Origin of the sequence: Pseudarthrobacter sp. AG30, assembly GCF_003116525.1 — a bacterium.
In the GTDB taxonomy this organism is placed as follows: Bacteria; Actinomycetota; Actinomycetes; order Actinomycetales; family Micrococcaceae; genus Arthrobacter.
In genome coordinates this window covers 381-10586 of record NZ_QEHL01000040.1, presented here as the reverse complement: position 1 = coordinate 10586, position 10206 = coordinate 381, and the positions used below count along the sequence as shown (strand labels likewise).

7 protein-coding genes and 2 pseudogenes are annotated in these 10206 nt (G+C 61.4%); 2 read left to right on the top strand and 7 right to left on the bottom strand.

Going from position 1 to position 10206, the window contains the following annotated elements; genetic code table 11:
* Window positions 1–70: 70 nt before the first annotated feature.
* Window positions 71–1087 carry a zinc-binding dehydrogenase gene (locus tag DC347_RS20995; protein WP_109864357.1) on the top strand — a complete coding sequence of 339 codons (1017 nt, stop codon included), beginning with the start codon at window positions 71–73 and terminating at the stop codon, window positions 1085–1087.
* Window positions 1088–1327: 240 nt separating this feature from the next.
* On the opposite strand, the pseudogene DC347_RS22140 reads toward DC347_RS20995, so the two are convergent.
* The 7 genes and pseudogenes from DC347_RS22140 to DC347_RS20960 form a co-directional block, all read right to left on the bottom strand.
* Window positions 1328–1603 (bottom strand): annotated as a pseudogene (locus tag DC347_RS22140) (ATP-binding protein); the annotation flags it as partial.
* A gap of 143 nt (window positions 1604–1746) precedes the next feature.
* Window positions 1747–2962 (bottom strand): annotated as a pseudogene (istA, locus tag DC347_RS20985) (IS21 family transposase).
* Between the two features lie 601 nt (window positions 2963–3563).
* Window positions 3564–4202, bottom strand: coding sequence for a TetR/AcrR family transcriptional regulator (locus tag DC347_RS20980; protein ID WP_206073980.1), 639 nt, complete (start codon window positions 4200–4202; stop codon window positions 3564–3566).
* Between the two features lie 528 nt (window positions 4203–4730).
* Complete coding sequence (locus DC347_RS20975; protein WP_109864355.1) at window positions 4731–5930, bottom strand: acetyl-CoA C-acyltransferase; 1200 nt, start codon at window positions 5928–5930, stop codon at window positions 4731–4733.
* A gap of 103 nt (window positions 5931–6033) precedes the next feature.
* The gene (locus DC347_RS20970) at window positions 6034–6789 is read right to left on the bottom strand and encodes an SDR family NAD(P)-dependent oxidoreductase (RefSeq protein ID WP_109864354.1); all 756 of its coding nucleotides are present in this window, start codon (window positions 6787–6789) and stop codon (window positions 6034–6036) included.
* A complete protein-coding gene (locus DC347_RS20965) occupies window positions 6786–7586 on the bottom strand; it encodes an enoyl-CoA hydratase/isomerase family protein (protein WP_109864353.1) in 801 nt (266 codons plus the stop codon). The genes DC347_RS20970 and DC347_RS20965 overlap by 4 nt, the downstream gene beginning before the upstream one ends.
* A complete protein-coding gene (locus DC347_RS20960; protein ID WP_109864352.1) occupies window positions 7583–9259 on the bottom strand; it encodes an AMP-binding protein in 1677 nt (558 codons plus the stop codon). The genes DC347_RS20965 and DC347_RS20960 overlap by 4 nt, the downstream gene beginning before the upstream one ends.
* A gap of 418 nt (window positions 9260–9677) precedes the next feature.
* Between DC347_RS20960 and DC347_RS20955 the strand changes: the two genes are divergently transcribed.
* On the top strand, window positions 9678–10206 hold a 529-nt coding region (locus DC347_RS20955; protein ID WP_109864351.1), incomplete at its 3' end, for a GntR family transcriptional regulator.

The window sequence follows — 10206 nt, the reverse complement described above, 5'->3', positions numbered from 1 at the left end:
CGTACTACCCATCATCAGCCGGTAAAGGCGAGCAGCGCTTTACCCTTTTCTCGATTGCAGGAGGTATTCAATGAAGAGCGTTATGGTCGTGGCCCCAGGCGATGTCCGGATAGTTGACGTTGACCGTCCAGATGCCGGTCCAGGTGATGTTGTTATCAAGATGCGAGCGGTCGGCATCTGCGGTTCAGATGTGTTCTATGTGCACAACGGCGGATATCCACCTCGTGTGGGCAAGACACCGCTGGGGCATGAAGGGGCCGGGGAGGTGATCGAAGTTGGCGAAGCAGTTGCGGGTGTGCGCATTGGTGACCACGTCGTCATTAATCCAATGGCAGCCTCGGACGGCATTATCGGTAACGGCGGAGCCCAGGGCGAACTGTCTGAAATCGTCGTATTAAAGGACGCTCAGGCAAACGTACATTTCCGCGTTGTGCCTGATCATCTTCCATGGGAGGTTGCTGCACTCAACGAACCCATGGCTGTCGCCTTACACGGAGTAAATCGCTCCGGCGCCTGCGAGGGGACAAAAGCCGTTGTGTTTGGGGCTGGCCCCGTTGGACTTGGGGCTGCAATTGGGCTGAAAAGTAAGGGCGCTGCGCATGTTGTCGTGGTCGACGTTGCCCCAAATCGCCTAGAGAAGGCGTTGGCAATCGGTGCAGACGCAGTGATCGATTCCACCCGCGAGGACGTTGTAGAACGGCTCCGCGCTCTGCACGGGGAGGAGCCAGGGTTCGAGGGGGCACCTCCGCGGCCCTTGACTGATGTCGCCATCGATGCTGCGGGCGTCCCAGTCGTGACAAAGACCGCTTTGAATTCAATTCGATCTCGTGGCGTTTTCACAATCATCGCCGTTCACAAGGAGCCTGTCCCGATTGACTTCCGGGAACTCCTGGTCAATGAGCCCGACATCCGCCTATCAATGGGGTATCCGACCGAGATCTTTCAGGTGACAGACGCGCTCGTCGAACAGAGCGACCGATACAGGCGCATCATCAGTGACCTCGTCCCTTTTCCGGACGCGGTGCGTGCGATCCAATTGGCCGCTACGCCGGGCGCGACCGACAAGGTCGTTGTGATGTTCGATTGATTTACGTACAAAGGTGGCCACTTCCACATCATGCGGTGGCGCGCTGAAGGTCACTAGAGCTCTGCACCCCAACCAGCTCTTATATCGCTCGGTGACCGTAGTGGATACTTTCCCGGAGCTCACGCGGCACTCACCCTTCCTACCTCTCCGCTTCACCTTCATGACCAGCGCGTTCCGCTCTTCTTCTTGGGGCAGCCGGCCGTTCTGGGGGGCTGCCTGGAGCCGGGCGACCCAGTCGATGGCGGTGGCGAACAGGACGCGGTGACCGAGCTGGGTGGCTCGTAAGCCCAGCCCGGTGGCGAGGTGTGTTTTGCCGGTGCCGGGCGGTCCGAGCAGGACGATGTTGGACGCTTCGGTGAGGAACGCGCCGGTGGCCGGGTGCGCGATGGTGTCGCGTTTGAGGCCGGGCTGGTGATCGAAATTGAAGTCCTCGAGTGATTTCCGGGCCGGGAAACCAGCTGCCCGGGCCCTGAGCTCGGCACCGGAGGCTTCCTTGGCTGCGACTTCCCGGGACAGGACAGCGGCTAGGTATTCCTCATGGCTTCAGCCTCCTTCACGGGCCTGGTCCGCGAGCCGGGTTGCTGCTTCCCGGATCCGGGGTGCCTTCATCGCCCGGGAGTAGTACTCGATCTGGCCAGTCGTTTCTTTGACGTTGGCCATCAGGGGACCTGCCCGTCATCGAGGACCACACCGAAGGCGCGGTCGTAGTCCGCCAGGTCCCGCAGCCCGGTTGTTTCGCCCACGGGCGGTGGGGTTTGGAAGGCTTCCGCAGTGCCCTTGCCGCCTCGACGTGTGCCGGGTCTGTGATGGTCAGGCCGGAGCCCCACGACCGAGGGTGGGTGCCGACGCATCTACCGTCCAGGCTGATCATGACGGTCGTCAGGTCGGCGGTGACGTCGACGAACCGGCCGATGGCCTGCGGGTGAACGGAGTAATCATTTGATCCCATCCTGACGTAGCAGTCCCTCGGCAGCCGGACCCGCGCGACGAATCCCGTCACCGGTGGAACCGGCGGCAGCGCCAGCATGGCTGCTTTGTCCGCTGCGAGCAGCTCCGTGGGCCGGGCGCCGGTCCGCCTGACCAGCCGGGCGTTGGCCTTCGGCAGCCACTGGCCGAGCTGGTTGTTGAAGTCATCCGGCGAGGTGAAGATTCGGCCCGGCAGGAAGGAAGTCTCCAGGAACTGGTTGGCCCGTTCGACCACGCCCTTGGTTTCCAGGTCGTAAGGTTTGACCCGCACGAACCGGGTGGCCAGGACCCCAGCGAAGGCCGCGACTCAGACGGCGTAGCTGTTCCGGCGGCCGATGCCCGTTTCGTTGTCCCAGATCAGCCGCCGCGGAACAGCCCCCAATCCACCGAGCAGTTCCCACATTCCGGCCAGCAGGTCCCCGGTCATCCGGGACGGGATCATCCGGGCCATGATGAACCTCGAATGAGAGGAGACCATCACCAGTACCGGCAGCACCCTGGCTTTGCCAAGGCCGACGGGTATCCGGACCTCAGGGAACCACATGTCGCACTGCTCCTGGTCCCCGGGCTCGTAGCTAACCCGGTCAGCAGGATCCGCCGGGGCATATTCCGGCCGGATCCGGGTAAGGTTCTCCCGAAACCAGGCTGCCGATCCGGACCAGCCCACCCGCTCAGCCAATACTGTCGCCGGCATCCGCGGGTTCTCCACCAGCAGCGCACGAATGGCCGGTTCCACAGCCTTGATCCCGGAGTTCCGCGGCGCACGGACGTACGCCGCGGACCGTCAGAACTGACAGCTTTCGCGACCGTATTCCTGGAGATCCCCAGCCGCGCGGCTATCGACCTCAACGACTCACCCTCGGCCAGATGCAACCGCCGAATAAGCGCCCAATCCTCCACTGTGATCACCCACCCAATCGTTTGGAACAGGTGGCTCAGTTTTCAACCGTCACCGACAACCCCTCATAATCGGGCGGCATCGCCGTTGTCATCGATCTCAGCCCCGCAGATCATGGGCCTAGGGGGCGCCATGGTCGCGCCTATCCAGGTCAGGTTCTGAGCGACTTCATCCTGGCGATCGTATTGGATCGGGGTGCTGCCGACCAGGCGCACTTCCATCGATTGCAGGTGGGGTCCTTTTTCGACGCTTCCGACTCTGAGCAACGCTTCATAGAGCTAATCTCCAGACAAGCCCCGTTCGAAGCACACCTGACCGACACCGCGATGCCACAGCCATCCACGTCGCCTGTCAGACGGTAGATGTGCGGCCAATGTGATTTCTGGCTGCTGACAAGATATGCGCGACGTGGAATGCTTGGACAGGAGGTTTCCGGAATTAGTTGGACGCCTGTTGTCCCTATCCCGCGGACGATCTGCAGTTGCGCGCGTAGCGCGACCGAGACACTTTCAGCGCGGCTCCGCGGCTGTAGTGTTCCCTTCATGTGGATGCTGGCGTAACGGAGCCTAAAGCCCTCGGCGGCTAAGTCGTGCGACAAGCAGTTTAGGTGGCCTAAGCATCCAGTTGGCGGGGCGACTGGTACTGCAGCCCGTCGAGCAAGATATCGGCAATCTCGGCGAATGCCTCCCCTGCGGTGAGGCCGGTCGGGGCCAGAAGCCTCCCGGACTGCACCCCATCAATGGCTAGAACTACGAGTTCTGAAGCGAAGGCCGCGTCAACGGCCCGGAACTGTCCGGACTTCACGCCTTGGTCGATGATCTCCCTCACGCGTCGTGCGGCGGCGGCAGAGTTCACGGCGTACACCTCCGCAGCAGGCGGGTACGTGACCATGTCCAGGTAGAACTGAGTGGAGTTGCGTCCCATTTCTCGCCCCACGCCGCGTAAATATACTTTGACCTTGCGGCGGCAGTCCGTTTCAGCCGTCGTGGCTTCCTCAATTCGACGGGTCGCGTTTTCAAAGAAGTGCTTGACTGTTTTGACTACGAGTGTCTGTTTGTTTCCTGCTACGCCGTAAAGCGTTGATTTCGAACAGTGCAGGCGACTGGTGAGCTCGTCCATGTTCAGGTCTAGAAACCCCTCCCTGAGCACGATTTCTTCGATCTGCGTCATCAGTTCGGACTGTCTCTGCCGGTCTACTCTTCGTCGGCCGACCATGGCTTGCTGCTGCGGCTTCTCGGTTTGTTGGGTCACAGGATACATTCTGCCCTCATTCATGCATTCAAACTGCTTCGGCACCCACGAAACCCTTTGTGGTTAGTCCCAACGCGACCAGCAGGACGAGGACTGACAGGTACATGAAATACCAGCCCGCCAAGTAAAGGGGAATGGTGCGGTTCCACCGAAGATTGCGGTGGAACCGCTGTAGGGTGCCCCGACTCCCATCGCCCGCATGCGGGTTGGGCCGACCAGGAGCGGCCGCGTTTGCCCGGGGTCACGAAGGTATGGCGTGAGGGGGTGGACCGGCTCCAACAGCCGAGATGTTGAGACGGTGCAATGCATCGATTTTCGCGGAAAGGCCGAGCGAGCTCAGCCCACGCCCGCCAGGGCCAATCGACAGTCGCCACGCCACTCGTGTACTAGAGGAACTGTTCGCGTACCGCTTGCAGTGTCCTCTGATACGCCAAAGAGTGCGTCTACAGGTGGGAAGTGGCGGCAAGGATCACACTGGAAGGCGAAGTGGAATGAGCCCGGGCTTTGCTGGTATCCGCCCCGAAACCGCTATATGGCGCGCAGCAAGACAGCGCTCCCCTGCCCTCCGCCGCCGCAAATTCCTGCCGCACCAAAGGACCCGGGGCCCGACTCGACAAGTTGCCGGGCAAGCGTGCCGACTATCCGGGCTCCGGACGCGCCGATGGGGTGTCCAAGTGCAACTGCTCCGCCCCGGCTGTTCACAATTTGGGCGTCAACGCCAAGGTCATCGATGGATTGCACGACAACGGCGGCGAAAGCTTCATTGATCTCAATGGCGCTCAGATCTGCAGGCGAGATGTCTGTCTTTTTCAGAGCGGCCAGAATCGCGTTCGCAGGCTGGCTATGCAGCCGGATATCCGGCCCTGAAACCATGGCGTGAGATTCCACGGCAGCGAGTGGGGACAGGCCAAGGCGCTGAGCCGCCTCCTGGCTAACCAGTACCAGAGCGGCAGCACCGTCGGTGATCTGGGAGGCATTACCGGCGGTGACTGTGCCTTCAGGGGCAAAGGCCGGGCGAAGGGTCGCGAGGCTTTCTGCTGTAGCGTCCGGCCTAATACCGTCGTCCTGTGCAACGACGATGTCGTTGCCGCGGGAAGTTAGGATGTAGGGCTCGATTTCGCCGGCCTGGAAGTCACTGTGGGTTGCGGCCCGTCGATGCGATGCCGCCGCCAAGATATCCTGGTCGCTTCGGGAGATCCCGAGATCCGCGTTGCTGTTATCGGTCAAGACTCCCATGGAGCATCCTTCGAACGCGTCGGTCAATCCGTCCCGTTCCAGGGTGTCCACGAGTTCCATTGCTCCGTATTTCTGGCCTGCCCGTGCGCCCAACACGTGCGGGGCCAGTGACATGGATTCCTGGCCTACGGCCAGGACGATCTCGGCCTCTCCGCTGGAGATTAGCCTGCTTGCCTCTACGACGGCTTCCATCCCGGAAAGGCATACGGCGTTGATGGTAAGCGCGGGTACGGAATAAGGAATGCGGGCACCAATTGCGGTTTGCCGGGCAGGGTTCTGCCCGGCTCCCCCCTGTAGTACATGGCCCGCTACTACGCGCTGGACGTCCTTTGGACTAACACCTGCCCGGCGCAGCGCCGCGGCCGCGGCATGCGCCCCGAGATTCACAGCGGGGACTTTGGAAAACTTGCCACCGAAACGGACGAAAGGAGTACGCGCGTAGCCGGCGATCAACGCTGTCCTGGGCCGCTGCTGCGGCGATTCTGCTGTCATCTTATTTCTCTCTGTCCGTACGATGGACTACTACTAGTGGAGCGGCAGCATATGCTGCACTGAAGGTTTGGCGGTATGCGGGCCGGGAAAATCCACACCTGTTCTAGCGGATTGAAGAGCCGATTCCGATGCCGCCATCTACATCGAGAACGACACCGGTGATGTACCGCGCTTCAGGAGAGCACAGGAAGGCGGCGGCGGCGGCAATGTCTTCGGGCTTCCCGGTGTTGCGTAGGGGCACCTTGGCTACGAGCTTGTCCCGGGCCGGCGCATTCATTGATGCAAGCATTGGTGTTTCAATCAAGCCTGGTGCGATGGCGTTTGCCGTCACTCCGTGGCGGGCTCCCTCGAGGGCGAAGCCGCGGGTGAAACCGACGACTCCAGCCTTGGCTGCCACGTAGTTAACCTGGCCGAAGTTGCCTCGCCAGCTCATTGAGGAGAACGAAAGAACGCGCCCGTAACCGCGGTCCTTCATGTGAGCGAAGGCAGCCTGGGTGCAGTTGAAGGCACCAGTAAGATTGACGGAAAGGACAGCGTTCCAGTCTTCAGGTGAGATGTTTTCAATCCGGTTGTCCCGGATGATGCCTGCGTTATTGACCAGAACGTCGATACGTCCGCGCTTGTTTGCAATGCCGTCGATCCAGTCCTTTGCGGCGGCAGGGTCTGTGATGTCGACACGGTCGTAGATAGTCGAGCCGTTGGGGCGGGAATCCGTGACGTCCTGGGCGGCGGCGTCATTGAGGTCGGCGAAATGCACGGTTGCTCCCTCGTCGGAAAACCTTTCGACCATGGCACGGCCCAGTCCTTGGGCGCCGCCGGTGACGAGGACGACCTGTTCAGAGTAGCGAGAGTTGTTCACGATGCCTTCCGGTTTTGGCTGAGGAAAAGACGAAGGTTTTCCGGGACGTTCTGTTCGACCCAGTGCCGATCGAAGGCGTCAAGCTCGCGGTCGCGTTCCGCCTCCGATGGTCTTGGTACTTGCTCGTTGAGTACGCTTTTATAGGCTCGCTGCGCCGGAGCTGGGACGCTGACCAGCTGGGCGACGATGTCTTCGGTGGTTGAGTCGAGTCTGCCTGCCGGGGTTGTGCATCTAAGCCATCCCGCCAGGGCGGGATCCCCAGCGCGGAGTAGCGTGCCGGTCAGTGCCAGCCACAGGGCCGTATTGCGGCCCAGGGACCGTTCCAGCCGGGCGCTGGCCCCGCCTCCTGCAAGCAAGTTCCTGCCGACGTGGCCGTCGCCGATAAGCGTCCCTTCCTCTGCCAGGACCACGTCGCAGGCCAACGCCAGTTCCAATCCGCCTGCTACCGCGTGGCCGTGAAGCGCCGCTACGAAGACGACAGGCGAGCGTTCCATGGCGATGGTGAGGTCCCAGATGCTGCGGAGGAAGTCCCGAGGGGTTTCTCCCGCTGACGCGTCATAACTCTGGAGGTACCGTAGGTCAGCTCCTGCGCAGAAGCTTGGGCCGTTGCCTCTGAGTACCACTACTCGAACGCCAGATTTCTCTGCGGCCTCCAGGGAACTGCGCAACGTCTCGACCAAGAAGGGATTGAGTGCGTTGCGCACGTGAGGACGGTTGAGTGTCCACACTTCGGCATCCCCGGGCGGTCGCCCCTGCAGATACTTTCCCGCCGCCGAAACGATGAATTCACTTGTCATTTATGGTTCTCCTGCGTAGTCTCCAAGCCCTTCCGTAGAACTGCCCGCTGCACCTTTCCGCTGGGGGTTTTGGGTAATGAGTCAGTGAAGGTGATGCGCCGTGGATAAGCGTGAGCACCGTAATTCTGTTTGACCCATCCCTGCAGTGCAGTCTCCATCGCCTGGCCGGCGGCAGGATCAGTGAGCACCGTCGGATCGGTTGGCACAACGAAGGCATGGATGACTTCGCCACGGATTTCATCCGGTGCTGCGACAACCGCCGCCTCAGCCACCGCGGGGTGGGTGACCAGCACACTTTCAACATCGAACGGGCCGATCCGGTACCCGGCCATCAGGATGACGTCATCATCGCGGGACGAGAACCTGATGAGTCCCTCGTCATTGATCGAAACCAGGTCCCCGGTCAGATAGTGGGATCCGTCGTCAGTAAACCGTGATCCGCGAACATCACGGTCCACGCCATAGCCGGTGAAAGTAAAGAAAGGGCTCGCATCCACCCTCACTGCTAGCCGGCCTACTTCGCCGGCCTCGGCGACGTCGTCACTATCAAGCTTCAAGGCGGCCAACTCCCAGCCAGGGAATGCTGTCCCCATGGCGCCCGGGACTGGAACGCGCAGCAGGTCGGAGTGGTGGGCAAATCCGGCCGGCATGCCCAGTTCCGTCTGGCCAAAGTGGTCATGGACGTCCACCCCGAGGCGGGCGCGCGTCCACTCGCCCACGTCAGGGGTGAGAGGCTCCCCTGCGCTGGAAAGACCACACAGACGCGGTAAGTCCACCTGCGGGTCGGCACTACGCATGGCGCGAAACACGGTGGGTGCCGCGGCGAAATCGGTTACACCGAAGGTCTCCAATACCTGCCAAGAGGTCTCGGCCTTGAAAGTGCCACAACTAATGATGCTGGGAATGCCGGCCGTCATGGGGGCGACAATCGACGTGTAGAGTCCGTAAGCCCACCCGGGGTCGGCCCCGCACCAAAAAGTAGCTCCGGGTGCAATGCCGAGTTCCAGATAGGACTGCCAACTCGCGACGTAGCTCAGTGGGTGGACAACGGCTTTGGGCTTTCCGGTTGTACCGGATGTAAACATGTGAACCAGAGCCGCCTCCGGTCCCTCAACTGCAGCCGAACCGCTGAACCGCATGTCGCCGTCGACAAATGGGGCGAAGCCGGAGAGATGCGGATCAGCTCTGTTTTCCTCCGTCAGGTTGGCCAGCATGACGGTGCAACCCAGGCCAGCAACTTTTTGGGCCTGTGCCGGGTCTGTCACAATGACACGCACAGCGGCTGCCGCGACCCGGTCCGCGACGGTCGAGGCTGCGAATGCCGTAAACAGGGGCACATACACGGCGCCCAAGCGCCAAATGCCCAAAATGAGAGCCGGCAGATCCGGCCCCTTGCCCATAAGGCTGGCGACGCGATCACCGACGCGCACGCCCTGGGCGGCCAGTACGTGTGCAGCTCGTTCGGAGCGGGCCTTCAGATCCCCATACGTCATCGTCAGCTCTGAGAGGTCTTCAAGGACAAAACGAAAAGCGACTTGCTCTTCGGAGTGACGATCGCACATCAGCCAAGGAGCTGTTACAGAAGAAGTGCTGAAGTCCGCGAGGATTTCACTGGCACGGTGATGAAGACGACGCCCCGCTGCTGTCGCTTCAGTTGTTGCAGGTGACTGCATGGGAAACCTCCGAATCCAAACGCACCCACCATTGGGTACGATTAACCGATTGAAAGTACCGTACACGGTCTGACCGCCACTGTATAGCCCCACCCTCAAGATTTGGGCTAGGTGAGATCGTGCTGCCAGCGCCCACCTCATAGTTCCAGCTGTAGGTAGAGACGGGCCAGAGTACTCCCCGCACCCGTTCCGTACCGGCGCCGACTAAACGCCCTCGCGTCGAAGCGTTAACATTCTTTTCCTGGAGCAAATCCACGCGACTGATTTGTCCTTTTCCAAGCCGCCAGGCCTCCGCGGCATGCTGCTGAGGTTTCTGCGGTGGAAAAACCCGTAATCCCGGTCGGTAATGTGTATACACAGGATGGCTTTTTTCTGACTTTCTTGCCAAAGATTGCTACGTGTGTATACATTGTCCTGCATGCGTGCCAGTGATCGGGCTTATAGGGCCCTCCGCGAAGACATCGTCGAGTGGCGCCTTTTGCCGGGCGCGGTGCTTGCCGAGGTGGAGCAGTCCGAACGGCTCGGCGTCTCCCGCACTCCGCTGCGGGAGGCGCTTGGTCGGCTGAACGCTGAGGGTCTCACCCGGGCCGCGGGCGGCCGAGGCGTCGTCGTAACCGATATCTCGCTGGAGGACATCGACGAACTGTTCGAGCTCCGGGAAACCCTTGAAGGCAAGGCCGCTGCCCTGGCGGCCCACCGTGGCGAACATGCCATCTTCGCCAAACTCCATGCCGAACTCCTGACCGCGCACGAACTCATCGCTGAGCATGATCCCGTCCGGCATGACTACTACGAGCTGGTGGGACGCCTGGATACCGCCATCGATGCCGCCATCTCCAACTCCTACCTGGCCCAGGCCATGCGAAGCCTCCGCGTGCACTTGGTCCGCATCCGCAGGTTGGCCGCCGATGACGCCGCCCGCCTGACGGCCGCGGCCGCCGAGCACG

What these genes read in the sequence shown, in the direction of transcription:
- DC347_RS20995 (WP_109864357.1), top strand. Translation starts at nt 71, where the DNA reads ATGAAGAGCGTTATGGTCGTGGCCCCAGGCGATGTCCGGATAGTTGAC.
- DC347_RS20960 (WP_109864352.1), bottom strand. Translation starts at nt 9,259, where the DNA reads ATGCAGTCACCTGCAACAACTGAAGCGACAGCAGCGGGGCGTCGTCTT.
- DC347_RS20975 (WP_109864355.1), bottom strand. Translation starts at nt 5,930, where the DNA reads ATGACAGCAGAATCGCCGCAGCAGCGGCCCAGGACAGCGTTGATCGCC.
- DC347_RS20965 (WP_109864353.1), bottom strand. Translation starts at nt 7,586, where the DNA reads ATGACAAGTGAATTCATCGTTTCGGCGGCGGGAAAGTATCTGCAGGGG.